Here is an 18,265-nt window from a genome sequence, read left to right on the forward strand (position 1 = left end):
TAGCCGCTGGCCGGCGCGACTGGTCTACAAGCAGTCGGTTTCGGCGAGATCACGGTATCCCCTTGATGATCGGCAAAATCGGCCTCATCTTTAGTAGATTGATTCTCACTTTTGGTGTGCCATGGCAACCCAGCTCGGTCGAACCCAGCTGCTGATCATCGATCCGCAGAACGACTTCTGTGACATCCCCGGCGCCAGTCTGCCGGTGCAAGGTGCCAATGCCGACCTCGACCGCCTGGCGGATCTCATCGAGCGCCACGGCCAGCAATTTGACGCCATCCACGTCACCCTCGACTCGCATAACCCCCTGCATATCGCCCACCCCAGTTGGTGGCGCAGTGCGGAGGACGCGGCACCGGCGCCCTTTACCGTGATCAGCGAGGCCGACCTGGCCCATGGCCGTTGGCAGGCGCACGACCCGGCCTGGCAAGCGCATAGCGCAGCCTATGTAGCAGCACTGGCAAAGCGTGGCCGCTACCAGTTGGTGGTCTGGCCGGAGCATTGCCTGATCGGCGGCTGGGGACACAATGTGCAGGCCAGCTTGTTCGATGCCTTGGGGCGCTGGGGCCGCAGTCAGCTCAAGGCCCCCAACTTCGTGGCCAAGGGCAGCAACCCCGGTACCGAGCACTATTCCGCCATCCAGGCCGAAGTCCCTGACCCGCTTGATCCGGCAACCCTGCCCAACAAGGCCCTGCTGAACCGGCTCGCGCAGGCCGACACCATCGTGATCGCCGGCCAGGCGCTCTCGCACTGCGTGGCCAGCACGGTACGTGACCTGGCCGACCACCTGGGCCCCAGCGGCGTGGGGAAATTGCTGCTGCTGACCGACTGCAGCAGCCCGGTGCCCGGCTTCGAAGCCTTAGGCCAAGCCTTCCTCAAGGATCTCAGCCAGCGCGGCATGCGCCTGGCCGAGGCCCGTACGCTGTTCCAAGCAGCCTAAGTCACCGGATCACCCCATGGACACCCCCACATTCGAGCCTGTCATCGTCTCCCTGCTCGACAACGACCTCTACAAGTTCACGATGATGCAGGAGATCCTGCACCATCAACCCGAGACCCAGGCCGAATACGCCTTCAAGTGCCGCAATCGGCCAGCGCTGCCGCTGGCCACCTTGCAAGCGGAGGTCGACCGCCAGCTCGATCATCTCTGCAGCCTGCGGTTCGACGAGGCCGAACTGGCCTACATCGGCAGCCTGCGCTTTATCAAGTCCGACTTTGTCGATTTCCTGCGGCTCTTTCAGCTGCAGCGGCGCTTCATCCGCGTCAGCGTACCCGCAGACCGGCCCGGCGAGCTGGAGATCCGCGTGCAGGGTCCAATGCTGCATTGCATGTTGTTCGAGATCTATGTGCTGGCCATCGTCAACGAGGTCTACTTCCGCCAGTTTCCCTCGGCACCCGCCTGGGTCGAGGGTGACCAGCGGCTTAGCGCCAAGCTGGCCAGCCTGCACGATTTCGGCCAGCAACCTTCCCACCCGACCGACTTCATCTTCTTTGATTTCGGCACCCGGCGGCGCTACTCGCGGACCTGGCATGAGCATGTGGTGGCCACCCTGGCACGCGAAGCCACGCCCTACATGCGCGGGACCAGCAACGTCTGGCTGGCCATGCGCTACCAGCTCACGCCCATCGGCACCATGGCGCATGAATACCTGCAGGCCTTCCAGTCCTTTGGCTCGCGCCTCAGGGACTTCCAGCGCAATGCACTGGAGCACTGGGTACGCGAGTACCGTGGCGACCTTGGCACCGCGCTCACCGACGTGGTCGGCATGGATGCCTTCCTGCGCGACTTCGACCTCTATTTCTGCAAGCTCTTCGATGGCCTGCGGCACGATTCGGGCGACCCCTACGTCTGGGGCGAGAAAGCGCTGGCCCACTACCAGGCGCTGCGTATCGACCCCATGACCAAGCAGCTGGTGTTTAGCGATGGTCTGGACTTCGAGCACGCCTTCGCGCTCTACCGCCACTTCGGTGGCCGCGCCAAGACCGCATTCGGCATCGGCACCAACCTCAGCAACGACTGCGGTCAGGAGCCCTTGCAGATCGTCATGAAGCTGGTGCGCTGTAACGGTCAGCCGGTGGCCAAGGTCAGCGACAGCAAGGGCAAGGGGATGTGCGAGGACGAGAACTTCCTCAACTATCTGCGCGATGTGTTCCAGATCGTGAACGAATAGACAGGTTCCCAGCCCATCCGGAGTGCACACATGGCCCACCTTACCGCCATTCAGGCCGATATCACCACCCTGGCGGTCGACGCCATCGTCAATGCCGCCAATAGCAGCCTGCTGGGCGGCGGCGGAGTCGACGGCGCCATCCATCGGGCCGCCGGCCCCGACCTGGTACACGCCTGCCGCCTCCTGGGCGGTTGCAAGACGGGCCAGGCCAAGCTCACGCTAGGCTTTCGCCTACCGGCCCGTCATATCATCCACACGGTGGGGCCGGTCTGGCGTGGCGGTGGGGAAGGCGAGCCCGGACTGCTCGCCAGTTGCTATCGCGAGGCCATCCTGATCGCGCAGCACCACGGCTGCCAACAGATCGCCTTCCCTTGCATCAGCACCGGCATCTACGGCTATCCGGCCGAAGCCGCCGCGCTGGTCGCCGTAGAAACGATCAGGGCCACACTCAGTGCGGCCCCGCTGATCGAGGAAGTCATCTTCTGCTGCTTCAGCACAGCAGATCTGGCCCACTACCAGGTTCTGCTCGAACGAAACTAAGCTTTCAGGAAGCTGGACGAACCGGCACCATCCCCCGGCTCCAATGGCTTGAGTGGGGCCTTGTCCTTGGCGTCCTTCTTGCCACCGGCATCCGTACTCTTGCCGCCCTGCTGCGTGCCATTCTTGCTGCTGACCGCCGCCATCAGGCTGTCGAACAGCGCCTGATCGTCCACCGCATACTGCTGGTAGGCCATGGCCAGCTCCCAGGAGAACTCCTTCTCGGTCTTGAGCGCGCGCCAGTCGTTGCCACTTTTCTCCTGCACACCGACCGAGACGCCGTCAAAAGTGGCCGAGATCGCCGGGCTGGCGTTGATCTGCTTGTAGCGGTCCAGCACGGCCTGGGCCCGGCGTGGGTCCTTGGCATTCTTGAGGAAATCGCTCCCCGCTGCCGCCAGCACAGCATCGCGCTGCGTCTTGGCCTGGCCCAGTACCGACTGGACCTGGCCCTGCAAAGCAGGATTGCCGGCCAGCATGGCGTTTACTGCCGCCTCGCGCGGGTCACCCGGCAAGGCAATGCCGCCCGTACCGCTGTCTATTTCGAAGCGCAATGCCGGCGGCACACTGATGCCGGCCGCGCGCAAGGCCGGTCGCAATGCCATGCCTAGCGCCTGGCCACTCGCGCCCATGCTGCTGCTCACCGCCGTGAGCTTGCTCTGGCTGGCCAGCGCGCCGCCATACAGGGTGGAAAAATCGGTACTGGTGCTGCGCTTTCCAGACTGGCTGGGGGTCGTCACGGTCAGACCGGCCAGCAGGCTGTTGATGGTATTGCTCATGATTTCCTCCTCGCGCTCCAAGGCGCGGGAGGAAACAAGCAAGCCTTATGCCGAAGCCGGCTTGCTACGCTGCAGTGCCTGATAGACCCGCAAGGCGACGTAGGCATCGTTGGCCGCATAGCGCTGCTGGCTCTCGCTCAGCTGTGCCGCCGCCCAATTGGACATCTTGGCGCTCTTGGATTTGCGGTAGTGCTGGCGGAACAGCAACGCCACCGCCTGCACCGCCCCCACGGTATTGCTGTAACCCAGCTTGCGGAAGCGCCCGACCAGGTCATCCACGCCGCGGCAATGCACGCCGGTATTGCTGGCCAGCATCGCCAGGTCGGATCGCAGGTCAAACCCCACCTTGCGGATCTGCTCCGATTCCAACAAGGCCTTGAGTGGCGCCGGCAACTGGTTGTTGCGCACCGGGAAGAGATAACCGTGGGTCTCGCTGCTGAGCTGGATCAGGTGCGGCCCCTGCGCCACCTCCCCCTTGTTGAAGGTGGGCTTGGATTCGGTATCGAAACCCAGCACCTTGTGGCTCGTCAGCGCGAGGCACGCGGCCGCGACGGCCTCGTTGCCCTCGGCCACCGAAATGGCCGCGATGGTCAGGCCGGGAAAGTCCGGCAGGGCCTGGATATCGGCCTTGGCCAGCAAGGGTGGCCGCACACGCGGCGTCTTGGCCGGCGTAGCCGAAGCAGGCTTGGCCTCGCCGCTACGGCTGCGGCGGCGTTTGCGGCGCGCGGCCTGCTCGGTCGAAGTGGGAGTGGCAGCCGGCTTGCTGCCCATAAGGCCACGCAGCCAGCCGGTAAGACGTTCCAGGTAAGACATGTTGTATCGATGAATCAGTGACTTGCAAGGGGCCGGAATATATCAGGTCCGGCCGTAGTCCGTGTGAGCACGATTTCACAAACCACGCAGCCCGTCTGCACGCGGCTTTCGCCCGCACCAGCAAACAAGACGTAGTAGCGCCAGATTCCACCGGCATATGGGTATATGCCGTATTAAAAAAATGTTGCGCTGCGTTCTGTAGTAGCCTTGCGCCCGCTACGGCTGTGGCTTGCCCGATCGGGTGCCGCCGGCCGGTTCTTGGGGGTCAGGCCCCGGCCCTACCCGGCCGCTCCGCCGCCACCTTGTTCGAACACTCTTTTGCTAGAAGAATCATGGCACTACAACAACTGACCGACGAGCAGACCCGCACCTGGACGCGGGCGCAAAAAGACGAGTGGTGGTTCAAAAACGTCTATCGCACCAATATGCGGCAGCTCACCCTGCGCTCCGGCCTGACCGGCTTCCTGCTGGGCGGCATCCTGGCCGCCACCTCGCTCTATATCGCAGCCAAGACCGGCATCAGCATCGGCGTTGGCCTGACCTCGGTAATCCTTGCCTTCGCCCTGTTCCGCATCCTGAGCCGCTCGGGCATCGCCAGCGATTTCAGCATCCTTGAGAACAACTGCACCCAGTCCATCGCCACCGCTGCCGGCTACGTCATCACCCCGCTGACCTCCAGCCTCGCCGCCTACATGATGATCACCGACCGCATCATCCCCTGGTGGCAGATGATGGTCTGGATGGCCGTCATCTCCATCCTCGGCGTGCTGGTTGCCTTCCCCATGAAGCGCCGCTTCATCAATGAAGAACAGCTGCCCTTCCCCGAAGGCCGCGCCTGCGGCGTGGTGCTCGATTCGCTCTACCATGGCGAAGGCGACGAAGGCATGTTCAAGGCCCGCCTGCTGGCAGTCACCGCCCTGATCACCGGCACCTACCAGGCCCTGGTCAGCGACGGCTGGATGAAGCTGCTGCAGTTCAAGATCCTGCGCATGGACAAGTGGGCCGGCCTGACCGAGCCCTGGCACTTCGAGGAGCGCATCGACAGCTATTACTACGCTGCAGCCGCCAAGCTCGACTGGTGGATCCCCAAGATTCTCGGCACCGACTTCCGCGCGCTCGGTCTGCGCTTCACCCTCGACGCCGCCATGCTGGGCGTTGGCGGCCTGATGGGCATCCGTATCGCCACCAGCGTGATGCTGGGTGCCTTCATCAACTTCGTGGTGCTCGCACCCATCATGATCCAGCGCGGCGACATCGTCGAACGCATTGCCCCGAACGGCACCATGGTGGCCATCTCGCGCGCCGAGATCAGCAACCAGTGGTCCATGTGGTGGGGCGTCGCCATGATGGTGGCCGGCTCCCTGGTCAGCCTCGCGGCCAAGCCCGAGATCTTCACCAGTGCCTTCAAGTCGCTCAAGCGCAAGAACGGTAGCGAGCCCAAGGGTCCGGACATCCTGGCCGGCATCGAAGTACCGCTGTGGGTGTCCTATGTCGGCGTGCCCATCTTCAGCGTGATCGGCGCCACCGTCACCCACATGTTCTTCGACGTGCCCTGGCTGCTGGCCTTTGCTTCGCTGCCGCTGATCTTCGTGCTGACGGTCATCTGTACCAACTCCATGGCGTTGACCTCCTGGACTCCGACCGGTGCCCTGAGCAAGATCACCCAGTTCAGCATGGGTGCACTGGACCGTGCCAACCCCGCCAGCAACCTGCTGCCGGCCGGCATGACCGCCGAAATCTCGGCCAATGCCGCCAACCTGCTGTCCGATATCAAGCCTGGCTACATGCTGGGCGGTAAGCCGCGCCACCAGGCCGTGGGCCACGTGATCGGCATCTTCGCTGGCGTCATGGCCTGCGTACCGCTGTTCTTCCTGCTGTTCCTGCAACCGGACGCCCACGGCGTACGCTCAGCCGCCAATATGGTGTCTGACCAGTTCGCCATGCCGTCGGCCATCCAGTGGAAGGGCGTGGCCGAGATCATCGCCAAGGGCGTGAGCAGCCTGCCGCTGTCGGCCATCATCGCCGGCGGCCTGGCCATTGTGGCCGCCATTGCCATCGAGATCGCCCGCATCGTCACCAAGGGTCGCTTCCCGCTGTCCTCGGTCTCCATCGGCCTGGGCGTGGTCTTGCCGCCCGAGTCCTGCTTTGCCATGTGGGTCGGCGCCATGATCTTCTGGGTCATGGGTCGCAAGCATCAGACCCGCGGCACCAAGGGTCACGACCTGTGGGTGGAAGGCTGCGAGCCGATCTGCGCCGGCCTGATCTCCGGCGCCGCGCTGATGGGTATTGGCAACGCCATCGTGAACGTGCTGATCTAAAGTCCTAAGGGCTCTAGAGACGCCAAAAGAAACCGGCCCTCGCGGCCGGTTTTTTCATGTCTGCCGCATGCTGGCCAGCACTGCCAGCGAGGCCTGCAGCGCTACCACCACACTCGTCCAATCACCCACTTGTGGCTGCCGGAAAAGGCGTAGCGCGCCGGGGTACCAAGGCGTGTCGCTACGCCCCAGGAACCAGCGCCAATCGGTCTTGTGATCGGGCAGCATCAGCCAGCACGGCAGCCCCAGCGCCCCCGCCAGGTGGGCCACCGCAGTATCGACGCTGATCACGAGATGAAGGTTGGCCATCAGGGCGGCGGTATCGGCAAAGTCGTGTAGCTCGGCCGCCGGGTTGAACAAGGGTTGCCCCGGTGGCACGGCGCCCAGCTCACCCGGCCCCTTCTGCAGGCTCACGAAGACCACGCCAGGCACCTGCCATAGCGGCGCCAAGGTGGCGATGCCAGGCAGGGAGCGTTCCGCATCGTTCTCAAAGCGCGGGTTGCCCTGCCAGGCCAAGCCCACCCGCAGCGCGCCGGGCGTGCAAGCCACGGCCAGGCGCTCGCGCCAGCCAGCCTGTGCCGCCGGCTCGGCAAGGAGGTAGGGCAGCTTGGCCGGGATGGTCTCCAGCCGGGTATCACACAAGCCGGGCACGCTCAACATGGGCACCCAGCCATCCCACTCGCCTTCAGGCAATGGCTCATCCAGCCCCGCCAAACAGTCGAGGCCGGCAAGGCCGGCAAACAGCCGCTTGAGCGGCGGGTGGCAGAGCAGGCCCAGCCGCGCCACACCGCGCGCCTTGAGCTCGGCCACATAGCGGCAGAACTGGATCATGTCGCCCTGCCCGGCTTCGCAGACCAACATCAAGGCTTGGCCGGCCAGGTCGGGGCCTGTCCAGCGCGGCCAGGGCAGATGCTGCTGGTAGCCGGCATACCAGTCCCGCGCTTCGAACAGCGGCCAGCCCTCGGCATAGCGCCCCTGCCGCAGCAGCAGATAGCCCAGGTTGTAGCGGGCACGGGCATAGTCCGGGTCCAGCGCCAGCGCGCGCCGCAAGCAGCCTTCGGCGTCAGCATCGCGCCGTACGCAGGTCAAGAGCACGCCCAGATTGGACCAGGCACGGGCCGATTCCGGCCGCAAGGCCAGCGAGGTCTCGTAGTGGAGACAGGCTTCGTCGTAGCGGCGCTGTTCCGCCAGCAAGGCGCCCAGGTTGAGGTGGGCACTGGCATAGTCGGGTGCGAGGCGCAGCGCCTCGCGGTAGCAGCCCTCGGCCTCCTGCCGCTCGCCACGCTCATCCAGCAACAGGGCCAGGTTGGCATGGATCTCGGCGATGTCCGGCGCCAGGCGCCGTGCCGCCCAGAGATAGGTCTCGGCCGTCGCCGCATCGCCTCGGGCCAGGCAGATATTCGCCTCGTCAAAAAGCTGCAAGCCATCCGGAGTGACAAGGTTCTGCATGCTGGTCGCGTCCCGACCGCTTCATTGCGGTTGGATCTGATTCCAGCACGGGGCTGTTAGCCAAGTGTGTAGGAAGTATTACGGGGCAGTAGCAAACTACCGCCCCGAGCGGAGCTAGAGCTTGATTTTAAAGGGGAAGGCCTGCTGCTTCAGGAAGCCGGCCGGCACATAGTTGCCCACCACGCCGTATTTCTCGGGGAACTGCTTCTCCGAATCGACCGCAGTGCCAAAAATGTAATCAATGAAGGAGAAATGCGCCGCATAGTTGCGGTCGATGGCCTCATCGTCCGAGGAGTGGTGCCAGTGGTGGAAGTCCGGCGTCACGAACACATAGCGCAGCGGCCCCCAGTTGAGGTGCACGTTGGCGTGGTTGAATACGGCCTGGAAGCCCACGATGATGATGTAGGCGTCCAGCACGTTCTTTTCGAAACCCGCCACATAGAGCGCCCCCAGGATCAGCACCCGGGTCACGATGATCTCCATGAAGTGCAGGCGCGAACCGGCCAGCCAGTCCATCACCTCGGAGCTATGGTGGATGGAGTGGAATTTCCAGAGGAAAGGCACCTCGTGGTAGGCCCGGTGGGTCCAGTACTCGACAAAGTCGGCCACGAACACGCACAAAAGCAGCTGCGGCAGGAACCAGAGGTTCTGGATCATGGCCTGCAGATCGCTCTTCACCATCCAGCCAAAAACCTTGTGGATGGCGAAGTTCACCACCAGCAGCATGAAGCCGATCAAGAGGTGGTTGAAGCCAAAGTGGATCAGGTCGTTCTGCCAGGCTTTGCGGAACAGCGTCTGGCCCTTGTAGAGGGGGAACAGCTTCTCCAGCGCCACAAAGATCAGGGTCGAGCCCAGGAGGTCGAGGATGAACCAATCCAGGCCCAGGTAGGGCGTGTTGTCCGGGAAGTCGCCCACCGGCACGCGCGAACCACCCAGCACCACCGTTGCCAACACCAGCACAAAGGCCGCCATATTGATGCTGCGCGCACGGTTGAGCACCACATTGCACAGCGACCAGACGCCCGATACCAGCAGTGACGCGAACATGATCTGGCGGATCACGCCCACATCGTATTTGTGCCGTAGCTCCGGCGTGGTCAGGTATTGCGGGAAGTGGAAGGCCAGTACGCCCAGAAAGCACAGGATCGCCAAGCCCAGCGCAAATACCCCGCTGGCCACACCATAGCCGGTCTTGATCTCGCCACTGCGTTGCATCAGTGCGGCGGTATCGCCCACCACCTCGCCTGCCACCTTCAGCGGCGCCTGCACCGCCATCTCGCCCGCCTCGATGACCGGCGCGCTGACCTTGCTGGCCAGGTGCTTGAAATTACCCGTTCTCTTGCTTGCCATCTAATCCAGCTCCCACTGCAGATGCTTGCATCTGGTTGATATTGTGGGAGGCAGTATAACCAAGCGTCGTGGGCAGGCGTGCTTATCTGCAGGCGGTGAATATTCCCGTACCGAAGGTAGCGCCAGGCGCTGCTTCAGGGCTTGTTGCGGCGCAGGCGCGAGGTATCGATCACGCCCACCGCCCGCGCCCGCAACTGTCCGCAGCCGCCGTCGATATCCTGCCCGGCGGAGTTACGCACCTTGGTCAGCACGCCACGTTCGTGCAGATAGCGGGTCATATAGTGGATGCGCTCAGCATCGGGGCGCTGGAATTCATCCGATTCCAGGCTGTTGTAGGGGATCAGATTGAGTACCGCGTACTTGCCCTTGAACAGCCGCAAGATGGCATCCATCTCGTCCTGCCCGTCGTTCACCCCGCGCAGCAGGGTCCATTGGTACTGGATGGGGTAACCCACCTGGCGGGCATAGGCCTCGCCCAGTTCCATCAATTCATCCGGGTCTATGCGCGGCGCACGGGGTAGGAGCTGGGCGCGCAAGTCTGCCTTGCTGGAGTGCAGCGACAGCGCCAGCGCCGGCTTGACCCGCTGCTGCGGCAGCCGCTCGAACACCCGCCTATCCCCCACGGTGGAGAACACCAGGTTCTTGTGGCCGATATTGCCTTCCAGACCCAAGAGGTCGATGGCCTCCAGCACGTTCTCCAGGTTATGGGCCGGCTCGCCCATGCCCATGAACACCACCTTCTTGACCGGCCGTTGTCGTCGCGCCAGCGCCACCTGGGCCACGATCTCGGCGCTGCTCACCTGGCGCAGCAAGCCGCTCTTGCCGGTCTGGCAGAAGATGCAGCCCACCGCGCAGCCCACCTGGGTCGACACGCACAGGCCGTCGCGCGGCAACAACACGCTCTCTACCATCTGGCCATCGGCCAATTCCACCAGCAGGCGCGAGGAACCATCGGCCGCCGGGTGCTCGGACTTGAGCCGCACCAGGCCCTCGATACGCTCCGCCAAGGCAGGCAGGCCCTCGCGCACCGCCAGGGGCAGGTAGTCCTCGGTACGCCGGTACTTGGTACCGGTATCGAGCGGCTTGCCCTGCAGCCAGGCGCGGTTCACCCGGCCGATATGGCAGGGTTTCGCACCGAGGTCGGCCAGGGCCTGATGGAATTCTTGAATACGCATGGGGCGCGCATCCTACCATTCAGAGCAAGGGCCTGCCCGCCCGGCCGCCCTGCGGCAGGGTAGGCCCACCGGGCCAAACTGGCCTTCGCACCACAGCGCAGCGCGCCAGGATAGACGGGCGCGCCCTGAAAACGCATAGTTCAGCCTGCGCCAACCATTGGGTGGAGGTGAAGAGTTGAAGCGGAAACCGGTCCCCGCAGCGAACTGCCCTCTTCCTCGCTGCCTGTTCTCCCCCAGCTACCGATAGCCGATGTACGACTCTCCGCCACCGCGCCGCCGCTTTGCCGAACCGCTAGACTGGGCGGTCCTGGCCAGCATCATCCTGCATGGTCTGGTGCTGGCGCTGCGCTTTGGCACCCCCGGTGGTGGCAACGCGGCAGAAACCACCAGTCCGGAACCCCTCCAGATCATCCTCGGTACCACGCCGCCTCCGCAACCCAGTACCGCCCCGCCACCGCAAGACGATAAGGCCAGCAATGCTGGCGCCCCACTCTCCACCAGCGTCACGCCGCCGGGCGAGCTGGCCGTCACCCTGCTGCGCCTGCCGGACCAGGAAGCCATTGCCGACAAGCCAGCCTCAGACGCGACCGCCGAGCGCAAGGCTGGTCGCCAGCGCAGCCGCAGCCCGATCATGACCGCGCAAAAAGGCAGCTGGCGCGCCAAGCAGGGTGAACACAGCGACGAGAAGCAACCCAGCGGCCTCGCCGATGCCGGCGTAGGCCGCAAGAACATCGCCGTCCCCGCAGAAGAACAGAGCACGCAAGACACCCAACCCGCCCTGGGCAACCCCGACACGCTCAACAACACCGCCCTGGCCGACGCCGAAGCAGCCCTGCGTGAGCGCGAAGCCGCCATCCGGGCCGAAGCCCAGCAGCAGGCCGAAGCCGCCCGCCACAAGGCCGAAGAAACCGCCCTGGCCGAAGCCGCGGCCAAGCGCCAAGCCGAGGCCGAACGTGCCGAGCAGGCCGCGCAGGAACTGCGCCGGCAGACCGAACAAGCCGCACGCGATAAACAACTGGCCGAGCAAGCCGCCGAACGCCAGAAAGCCGAGGAAGCCAGCCGGCTGGCCCTGGCGCGCCAAGCCGCTGAAGCGGCCGCCAAAAAGCAGGCCGAAGACCTCGCCCGCCAACAGGAGCAAGCTCGTCAGGCCTTGGCGATGCAGGCTGCCGAACAGCAAAAGGCGGCAGAGCAGCAGAAGGCCGCCGAACTGGCCAGGCAGGAACAGGTCCGACAAGCTGCCGAGCAACTCGCCCGCCAGCAGCAGTTGGAGGCACAGGCCCGCGCTGAGCAGCAAAAGCGCTTGCAGGAGCAGCAAGCCGCAGCCGAACGGCAACGTGCCGATGAGGCCGCCCGTGCCGAGCAGGCCCGCCAAGCTGCAGACGCCGCCCGCAAGCAGGCCGAAGCGGCTGCGCTGGCAGAAAAAACCCGCCAGCAAGCCGCTCTGGCCAGCACCTCCGGTAGCGGCACGGGCAACGGCACCGGCGGAACAAGCGGCACAGGCAGCGGCACAGGCAGCGGCACAGGCAATAACAGCGGTGCCGGCATTGCCCTGCCCATCGCCCCGCCGGCTGGCCTGAGCCTGGCGGAGCGTGCGCTGCAACAGGCGCGCCAGGGCAATCTCTACGGCGAGAAATCCGCCCCGCCGTCACGCGGCCGGGTCGCCACCTTCTCCCAGGCCGCCGCCGCCGCCGAGCCCGAGCTGCGCTTCTATGCCGAAAGCTGGAACATCAAGCTTGAGCGCATCGGCTCCCTCAACAAGCCGCGCCTCTCGCCGGACCGGTTCTATCGCCCGGTCACCCTCAGCATCGTCATCAACGGCGACGGTACCCTGCACTCGGTCAGCGTGCGCCACAGCAGCGGCGACGAAAAACTCGACGAAGCCGCCCGCCGTATTGTGCTCGCCAGCTCCCCCTTCTCGCCCTTCCCCGGCGGCATGCGCAACCGCTATGACCAGATCGAGATCAATCGCACCTGGGACTTCGGTGCCGGCACCACCAGCCTCAGCAACTGATCGCTCCGCGATCATGCTGTACCAAACAAAACACCCGCCAACTGGCGGGTGTTTTGTTTGGTACAGCCGAACCCGGTCAGGGATTGGTCGCCGGCACGGGAGCCGGGGCTTCTGCAGCGTCCGGCAGGGCTGGCACACCTTGCTGCTGCGCCGCCTTGGCCTTGGCACGCTTCTGATATTCGGCGTACTGCGGGATCGCAATCGCCGCCAGGATGCCGCCAAGGAATACGAATACGGGAATGATGCAGGCCAGCACGATCACGCCCGCAGTATTGGCCACCGGCTCGGGGCCGAAGCGGTTGCTGCCCTTGGTACCAGGGAAGAACAGCATATAGATGGCCAGCCCCAGGTTGGCGAGCGGCACGAAGTTGAGCAGCAACCACCAGCCGCTCTGGTCCAGGTCGTTAAGCCGACGCCGGCCAAAACCAAGCTGAACGACAATCAAGGGGATGTAGAGCACGACCATGCCGATGCCCATCAGCACAGGACTCTTCAACACAGCACCGATGACCGCCACAATCCCGAACGCTACCGCCCAGATCAGCGTCAGTGCGCAGCAATAGGCCAGGTAACGTACACGCCCGATCCGCCCAGACAAGGACAGGAACTGCGGCTGATAAGTCTCGTCTCCCTGCATGGGGTTACCAGCGGCGCTCGAGCTGGCATAGACATTGGCTTGTGGAACAGTACTGGTCATTACGTTTCTCTCCCTTGCATGCGTCTGCGACGCGTCTTTGTATGGCAGTCTGCCGCACCGTCAAAGGCCGGCAGACCGGCGGATTCGCCGGGGATGAGCATGCCGCCGGGGCCAGGCAGGGTCAACGGTAATGTCACCAGTGGCATGCCAAGTACGCATAAGCGAAACACTTCTTCGCTCTGACCCGCCGCATGCGCCCAAAACAGGTCGAACTTGCCGCCGACAAAGCCAAGGCTTATGTTGCCCAGCAAGCACTCACAATAGTCGGCAACAGCCCTCGCCCAGCCGAACAGCAGAGAGAGGAAGACACACCGGCCCCAGGCTTGGTGGAACCGTATGGACCGTACCTTCACCGCCGGCCTGCTCTTCATCGCCTTTGGCCTCGGCTTCTCACTGGTCTACGCCCTGCCCTTTCTGCGCAGCTTCCGTACCCGGCGCTGGCCTTGCGTAACGGGGCGCATCTATCAGGCACGCGTCAAGGCGTCCTACAACGTCACCGAGCGGGAACGGCACTACAAGCCCGACATCCGCTACGAATACCAGGTCGCCGGGAAAACCTACCGCAGCCATCGCCTGGGCATCTATGCGCGTAGCGGTGCGGGCTATGTGTTTGCTACCGATGCAATGGAACGCTACCCCGAGGGCAGCAAAGTCAACGTCTACTACGACCCCGCGGACCCGGCCGACGCCGTACTGATCCAGGGCCCGGAATACCAGGCCCTGGTCGGCGCACTCATCCCCTGGGTCTTCGTCGGCCTCGGCGTCTTTATCCTCAGCCAACGCTAGCCCCAACAATCAGGCTCGGTGCACACCCAGGATCGCGCGCGGCTCCATATAGGCCTCCAGCCCCGCCCGGCCGTATTCGCGGCCTATGCCAGACTGCTTGAAGCCACCAAACGGCGCCGCCGGCTCGTGCGTCACGGTATTGATGAGCACCCGCCCCACATCTATCCGGTCGGCCACCGCCCGCGCCCGCAGCGGGTCGGCAGACAGCACATAGGCCTGCAGGCCATAGCGCGTATCGTTGGCGATGGCGATCGCCTCCTCCTCATCGCCATAGGGGATAAGGCTCAGCACCGGGCCAAAGATCTCGTCCCGGGCAATGGTCATCTGGTTGTGCACATCGCTGAACACCGTGGGCTGCACAAACCAGCCATCCGCCACCGCCCCTGCCAAGCCAGCCGGCCGCCCCGTACCACCCACCAGCAGACGTGCGCCCTCCTCCAGCCCCACGCGGATATAGTGCTGCACCCGCTCCCACTGCTTGCGGCTGACCATAGGCCCCACCGCCGTCGCCGGGTCCTGCGGGTCACCCGCCGGGTAGCGCGCCATCACCTCCGCCGCCAGCAGTGCCTCGAAGTCTGCCAACAAGGGCCTGGGCACCAGGATGCGCGTACCGGCAATGCAAGCCTGGCCGCTGTTCATAAAGCCCGCCTGCGCCGCCAGGCTGGCCGCCTGGGCAAGATCGGCATCGTCCAGCACCAGCACCGGCGATTTCCCACCCAGCTCCAGCGTCACCCGCTTCAGCGTCTCCGCCCCCGCCCGCAAGATCGCCTTGCCCACCGTGGTCGAACCGGTAAACGACACCTTGGCCACATCCGGGTGCAGGCTGATCGCCGCCCCCACCACCTCCCCACGGCCGGTCACGATATTGACGACCCCAGCCGGCAAGTCCGCCTCGTGCAGCGCCTCGGCCACGATGCGGGTCTGCAGCGCGCTCATCTCGCTCGGCTTCACCACCGCCGTGCAGCCAGCCGCCAAGGCCGCCGCCAGCTTGCCGCAGATAAAGCCGGCATTGCTGTTCCAGGGCGTAATCAAGCCGGCCACGCCCAGCGGCTGCATCACCACATCGGCCGTCCCGGCCCGCTGCGCAAAGTCATAGCCGGCCAGCACCGTCATCACTTCCTGGATCACGTTGGCGGCGTGCTTGGCCATCCAGCGCGCCCGCGATATCGGCGCACCATACTCTTCGATGATGGCCGCCATCAGCGCATCCTCACGCGCCGCAATGGCCGCATGCATACGCTGCAGCAGGGCCAAGCGCGCCGCCTTGCTGGTCTGCGAGTAGCTGGCGAAGGCCCGCTTGGCCGCCGCAATGGCGTGCGCGGCATCCTCGGCATCCGCCAGCCGCACGCGGCCTATCACCTTTGCCTTGGCAGGGTTGTAGAGATCGAACCACTCCTCACCGTGCGGGGTGACAAACTGGCCATCGACGTAAATCTGCGCAATCTCATGCATGTTCGGTCCTTATGTTCGCTGCTTGGGTAGCAGCAAAGATAAGGCGCCCGTATTGAACAGACTAGCCGTACAATCGTGGATATTTCATTGAATAAACAAGGACAATGAGATGAGTGGCCTGCCCGAATTCGAAGCCGTCCTAGCCGTCGCCCGCCACCGCAGCTTTCGGGCCGCGGCCACCGAGCTCGGCGTCTCCACCTCCGCCCTCAGCCACAGCATCGCCGCACTGGAATCCCGCATCGGCGTGCGCCTGTTCCATCGCACCACCCGCAGCGTTGCCTTGTCCGAGGCCGGCGCCCAGTTCGTCGACAACATCGCGCCAGCACTGGCCACCATCAAGACCGCCATGGAGCAGGCCGGCAGCTTTCGCGATACCCCCGCCGGCACCCTGCGCATCAACACCTCGGCCGGTGCCGCCCGCCAGGTCATGCCGGTCTTTCTCGAGTATTTGCAGCGCTACCCCGATATGCGCCTGGACATGGTTACCGAGGGCCGCCTGATCGACATCGTGGTAGAAGGCTTCGACGCCGGCATACGCCTGGCCGAGGCCGTACCGCAAGACATGGTCGCCGTACCCTTTGGTCGGCCGCAGCGCTTCTGCGTGGTGGGCAGCCCAGCCTACTTCGCCGCCCACGGCCGGCCCAAGTCGCCCTTGGACTTGCTACAACACCAGTGCATCCGCACCCGCATGCCCAGCGGCGCGCTGTACCGCTGGGAGTTCGTACGCAATGGCGAGACCTTTCCGGTCGATGTACAGGGCGTCATCACCCTCGACGAATCCAGCCTCATGCTGCAAGCCGCCCGCGCCGGGCTGGGCCTGGGCTACCTCACCGAATGGAACGTCGCCGCCGACCTCGCCGCCGGCACGCTGGAGGCCGTGCTCATGGACTGGACGCCCACGCTCGACAGCCTCTGCCTGTATTACCCCAGCCGCCGCCACGGCTCCGCCGGCCTGCGGGCCCTGGTAGAGATGATCCGCGAGCAGGCCGTCCCCACCCTGCCCAAGGTCGGCTAGCAAGCCTCAGCCACGGGCTCGCGACGCACACCCAATCCGTCCAGCACAAAAGCCCCGCAAGCCAGAACCAGCCGACACGCCCCGTCTGCTGCACCACACAGCCGTTGCATAGCCGCCGCTATGCAACAGAAATGCAAGCAACTATCGCCCCGTATAGTACATATGCATAAATTGACATGGGTAACGTGATAGATTGACGACATTGTCATTTCTTCCAATTAACTGATGGATACCCTCATGTCCTTCTGCAAATCCCCTCTCAAGCTCGCCGCAGCTGCCTCCGTGCTGGCCCTGGGCAGCACCGTCGCCCATGCCAAGGATTGGCCCAGCGGCTATTCCAAGTGCGCCGACCAGGCCGAAACCTGCGAGATCGGCAGCGAGCTGCATCAGGTCTCCTTCGGCGCCAAGGACCAATGGGTCATCAAAAACCTCAAGGGCAATGCAGCTTGCACGGTGGCCACCTTCGGCAGCGACCCGATCGCAGACAAGACCAAGAAGTGCGCCATCGGCCCCGTGGTCAGCACCACGCCGACACCCAGCCCCACCCCAACGCCGACGCCGACGCCGACCCCAACGCCTACCCCAAGCACCAGTGACGTGACCAGCGAAGCGGCCCCCACCACGGGTTGGGCCGGCTACGACAAGGGCACCACCGGCGGCAAGGGTGCAGACACCAAGTCCATCTATTCGGTCAGCTCCGCCTGGCAGCTGCAGAACGCACTCAAGGCCAGCGGCACCCAGCCGCGCATCATCAAGGTCACCGGCACCATCGACATGACCTCGGCCGACAACGGCGGCCCCTTCAAGAACGCCGACGACCAAGCCGCCCGCAATGCCCTGGTCGTCCCCAGCAACACCACCCTGATCGGCCTGGGCGCAAGCGGCCAGATCCGCAATGCCCGCATTGAGGTCAAGGGGGTAGAGAACGTCATCGTCCGCAACCTGCAGATCATCAACCCCTGCGACATCGCCCCCGCCTGGGACCCGAACGACGGCGCCAGCGGCAACTGGAATTCCGAATACGACGGCATCGTGGTGGAAGGGTCCAAATACGTCTGGATCGACCACAACACCTTCACCGACGCCCCGGTCACCGACGACCTCTCGCCCATCGAGCACGGCAAGACCAAGCAGTGCCACGACGGCGCGCTCGACGTGAAGAAGGCCTCCGACTACGTCACCGTGTCGAACAACGTCTTCGAGCTGCACAACAAGAACAACCTGATCGGCTCGTCCGATTCCGCCACCGGCGACGAAGGCCACCTCACCGTGACCTTCAACAACAACTACTTCCGCAACGTCTCGGAACGCGCCCCGCGCGTGCGCTTTGGCAAGGTCCACGTCTACAACAACTACTACGAAGGCGCCAAATCCGGCGTCACCTACCCGCACCAGTACAGCATCGGCGTCGCCTACAAGGCCAAGATCATCTCGCAGAACAACGCCTTCGACATCAGCGGCGCCAGCAGCTGCAAGGACGTCATCCAGAACCCCGGCTCATCCAGCAAGACCGGCGCCATTCTCGATACCGGCTCCATCCTCAACGGTACTGCAATCAAGGTCGGTACCGACAAAGGCTGCGAGTTCAGCAGCAACGTCGGCTGGGGCCTGCCCTACACCGTCAAGCTGCTACCCGCCGCTTCGGTGGCCGAATCGGTCAAGCAGAACGCCGGCGCAGGCAAGATCACACCGCGCTAAGCCCACCCGGCAAGCAACAA

General features: G+C 64.5%; 15 protein-coding genes. 8 read left to right on the plus strand and 7 right to left on the minus strand.

The features are described from left to right. The first annotated feature begins 121 nt into the window (after positions 1 to 121). From VIM95_RS21975 to VIM95_RS21985, 3 genes are read left to right on the plus strand one after another with little or no spacing between them, the layout of a single operon-like run. Positions 122 to 940 (plus strand): hypothetical protein, encoded by an 819-nt coding sequence (locus tag VIM95_RS21975; protein ID WP_331990028.1) that lies wholly within the window; start codon positions 122 to 124, stop codon positions 938 to 940. Positions 941 to 956: 16 nt separating this feature from the next. Further along, entirely contained in the window at positions 957 to 2,171 is a 1,215-nt protein-coding gene (gene pncB / locus VIM95_RS21980) for a nicotinate phosphoribosyltransferase (RefSeq protein ID WP_331990030.1), read from the plus strand. Between the two features lie 30 nt (positions 2,172 to 2,201). Beyond that, positions 2,202 to 2,711: an O-acetyl-ADP-ribose deacetylase gene (locus VIM95_RS21985; RefSeq protein WP_331990032.1), complete on the plus strand. Its 510-nt coding sequence runs from the start codon at positions 2,202 to 2,204 to the stop codon at positions 2,709 to 2,711. On the opposite strand, the gene VIM95_RS21990 is transcribed toward VIM95_RS21985, so the two are convergent. Beyond that, positions 2,708 to 3,484 carry a hypothetical protein gene (locus VIM95_RS21990; RefSeq protein WP_331990034.1) on the minus strand — a complete coding sequence of 259 codons (777 nt, stop codon included), beginning with the start codon at positions 3,482 to 3,484 and terminating at the stop codon, positions 2,708 to 2,710. The genes VIM95_RS21985 and VIM95_RS21990 overlap by 4 nt on opposite strands. A 45-nt stretch (positions 3,485 to 3,529) precedes the next feature. Continuing rightward, the gene (locus VIM95_RS21995) at positions 3,530 to 4,297 is read right to left on the minus strand and encodes a 3'-5' exonuclease domain-containing protein 2 (protein ID WP_331990036.1); all 768 of its coding nucleotides are present in this window, start codon (positions 4,295 to 4,297) and stop codon (positions 3,530 to 3,532) included. A 332-nt stretch (positions 4,298 to 4,629) separates the two neighbouring features. Here VIM95_RS21995 and VIM95_RS22000 point away from each other — a divergent pair, with 332 nt between their 5' ends. Further along, complete coding sequence (locus tag VIM95_RS22000; RefSeq protein ID WP_331990038.1) at positions 4,630 to 6,615, plus strand: OPT family oligopeptide transporter; 1,986 nt, start codon at positions 4,630 to 4,632, stop codon at positions 6,613 to 6,615. Positions 6,616 to 6,669: 54 nt separating this feature from the next. Here VIM95_RS22000 and VIM95_RS22005 read toward each other — a convergent pair whose 3' ends face one another. From VIM95_RS22005 to VIM95_RS22015, 3 genes are all read right to left on the minus strand, one after another. Next, positions 6,670 to 8,061: a tetratricopeptide repeat protein gene (locus VIM95_RS22005; protein WP_331990040.1), complete on the minus strand. Its 1,392-nt coding sequence runs from the start codon at positions 8,059 to 8,061 to the stop codon at positions 6,670 to 6,672. 114 nt (positions 8,062 to 8,175) lie between these two features. Further along, a complete protein-coding gene (locus VIM95_RS22010) occupies positions 8,176 to 9,411 on the minus strand; it encodes a sterol desaturase family protein (RefSeq protein ID WP_331990042.1) in 1,236 nt (411 codons plus the stop codon). Between the two features lie 134 nt (positions 9,412 to 9,545). Further along, positions 9,546 to 10,586 carry an RNA methyltransferase gene (locus VIM95_RS22015; protein WP_331990044.1) on the minus strand — a complete coding sequence of 347 codons (1,041 nt, stop codon included), beginning with the start codon at positions 10,584 to 10,586 and terminating at the stop codon, positions 9,546 to 9,548. 250 nt (positions 10,587 to 10,836) lie between these two features. Here VIM95_RS22015 and VIM95_RS22020 point away from each other — a divergent pair, with 250 nt between their 5' ends. Next, positions 10,837 to 12,597 carry a TonB family protein gene (locus tag VIM95_RS22020; RefSeq protein ID WP_331990046.1) on the plus strand — a complete coding sequence of 587 codons (1,761 nt, stop codon included), beginning with the start codon at positions 10,837 to 10,839 and terminating at the stop codon, positions 12,595 to 12,597. A 76-nt stretch (positions 12,598 to 12,673) separates the two neighbouring features. Here the strand turns inward: VIM95_RS22020 and VIM95_RS22025 are convergent, their stop codons facing one another. Continuing rightward, positions 12,674 to 13,294, minus strand: coding sequence for a DUF805 domain-containing protein (locus VIM95_RS22025; RefSeq protein WP_331990048.1), 621 nt, complete (start codon positions 13,292 to 13,294; stop codon positions 12,674 to 12,676). Between the two features lie 336 nt (positions 13,295 to 13,630). Between VIM95_RS22025 and VIM95_RS22030 the strand changes: the two genes are divergently transcribed. Next, on the plus strand, positions 13,631 to 14,080 hold the full coding sequence (locus VIM95_RS22030; RefSeq protein ID WP_331990050.1) for a DUF3592 domain-containing protein: 450 nt from the start codon (positions 13,631 to 13,633) through the stop codon (positions 14,078 to 14,080). Positions 14,081 to 14,089: 9 nt separating this feature from the next. On the opposite strand, the gene VIM95_RS22035 is transcribed toward VIM95_RS22030, so the two are convergent. After that, on the minus strand, positions 14,090 to 15,532 hold the full coding sequence (locus tag VIM95_RS22035) for an aldehyde dehydrogenase family protein (RefSeq protein WP_331990052.1): 1,443 nt from the start codon (positions 15,530 to 15,532) through the stop codon (positions 14,090 to 14,092). Between the two features lie 109 nt (positions 15,533 to 15,641). On the opposite strand from VIM95_RS22035, the gene VIM95_RS22040 reads away from it, so the two are divergent. Further along, positions 15,642 to 16,547, plus strand: a complete 906-nt coding sequence (locus VIM95_RS22040; RefSeq protein WP_331990054.1) for a LysR family transcriptional regulator — start codon at positions 15,642 to 15,644, stop codon at positions 16,545 to 16,547. 237 nt (positions 16,548 to 16,784) lie between these two features. After that, positions 16,785 to 18,245, plus strand: a complete 1,461-nt coding sequence (locus tag VIM95_RS22045; protein WP_331990056.1) for a hypothetical protein — start codon at positions 16,785 to 16,787, stop codon at positions 18,243 to 18,245. The last annotated feature ends 20 nt before the right edge of the window (positions 18,246 to 18,265 follow it).

Source organism: Chitinimonas sp., assembly GCF_036568685.1.
Classification (GTDB): domain Bacteria; phylum Pseudomonadota; class Gammaproteobacteria; order Burkholderiales; family Chitinimonadaceae; genus Chitinimonas.

What these genes read in the sequence shown, in the direction of transcription:
- VIM95_RS22005 (WP_331990040.1), bottom strand. Translation starts at nt 8,061, where the DNA reads ATGCAGAACCTTGTCACTCCGGATGGCTTGCAGCTTTTTGACGAGGCG.
- VIM95_RS22035 (WP_331990052.1), bottom strand. Translation starts at nt 15,532, where the DNA reads ATGCATGAGATTGCGCAGATTTACGTCGATGGCCAGTTTGTCACCCCG.
- VIM95_RS21995 (WP_331990036.1), bottom strand. Translation starts at nt 4,297, where the DNA reads ATGTCTTACCTGGAACGTCTTACCGGCTGGCTGCGTGGCCTTATGGGC.
- VIM95_RS22015 (WP_331990044.1), bottom strand. Translation starts at nt 10,586, where the DNA reads ATGCGTATTCAAGAATTCCATCAGGCCCTGGCCGACCTCGGTGCGAAA.
- VIM95_RS21985 (WP_331990032.1), top strand. Translation starts at nt 2,202, where the DNA reads ATGGCCCACCTTACCGCCATTCAGGCCGATATCACCACCCTGGCGGTC.
- VIM95_RS22025 (WP_331990048.1), bottom strand. Translation starts at nt 13,294, where the DNA reads ATGACCAGTACTGTTCCACAAGCCAATGTCTATGCCAGCTCGAGCGCC.
- VIM95_RS21975 (WP_331990028.1), top strand. Translation starts at nt 122, where the DNA reads ATGGCAACCCAGCTCGGTCGAACCCAGCTGCTGATCATCGATCCGCAG.
- VIM95_RS22045 (WP_331990056.1), top strand. Translation starts at nt 16,785, where the DNA reads ATGTCCTTCTGCAAATCCCCTCTCAAGCTCGCCGCAGCTGCCTCCGTG.
- VIM95_RS21990 (WP_331990034.1), bottom strand. Translation starts at nt 3,484, where the DNA reads ATGAGCAATACCATCAACAGCCTGCTGGCCGGTCTGACCGTGACGACC.
- VIM95_RS22040 (WP_331990054.1), top strand. Translation starts at nt 15,642, where the DNA reads ATGAGTGGCCTGCCCGAATTCGAAGCCGTCCTAGCCGTCGCCCGCCAC.
- pncB (WP_331990030.1), top strand. Translation starts at nt 957, where the DNA reads ATGGACACCCCCACATTCGAGCCTGTCATCGTCTCCCTGCTCGACAAC.
- VIM95_RS22010 (WP_331990042.1), bottom strand. Translation starts at nt 9,411, where the DNA reads ATGGCAAGCAAGAGAACGGGTAATTTCAAGCACCTGGCCAGCAAGGTC.
- VIM95_RS22030 (WP_331990050.1), top strand. Translation starts at nt 13,631, where the DNA reads ATGGACCGTACCTTCACCGCCGGCCTGCTCTTCATCGCCTTTGGCCTC.
- VIM95_RS22020 (WP_331990046.1), top strand. Translation starts at nt 10,837, where the DNA reads ATGTACGACTCTCCGCCACCGCGCCGCCGCTTTGCCGAACCGCTAGAC.
- VIM95_RS22000 (WP_331990038.1), top strand. Translation starts at nt 4,630, where the DNA reads ATGGCACTACAACAACTGACCGACGAGCAGACCCGCACCTGGACGCGG.